The 207-nt window shown below is 37.2% G+C and carries 1 pseudogene; it reads left to right on the forward strand.

What is annotated here, in order from left to right:
• Positions 1–207 (forward strand): annotated as a pseudogene (locus tag GNY06_RS00635) (IS481 family transposase); the annotation flags it as partial.

Below are 207 nucleotides of genomic sequence, written 5' to 3' on the forward strand. Positions count from 1 at the left end.
CAGAAGAAAGCCAGTATTAAAGAATCGTGTAGATGAAGTTATTGAAAAGGCTGTTGTTGATATAGCCATTGAAAACCCTGCTTTGGGGCAGCTTAGAGTAAGTAATGAACTTAAAAAGCAAGGTTTCATTGTATCACCAGGTGGAGTCAGCAGTATTTGGTTAAGACACGATCTACATAGGTTTAAACTAAGATTAAAAGCCCTAGA

It is taken from the genome of Elizabethkingia argenteiflava (assembly GCF_009904105.1).
Lineage (GTDB): Bacteria > Bacteroidota > Bacteroidia > Flavobacteriales > Weeksellaceae > Elizabethkingia > Elizabethkingia argenteiflava.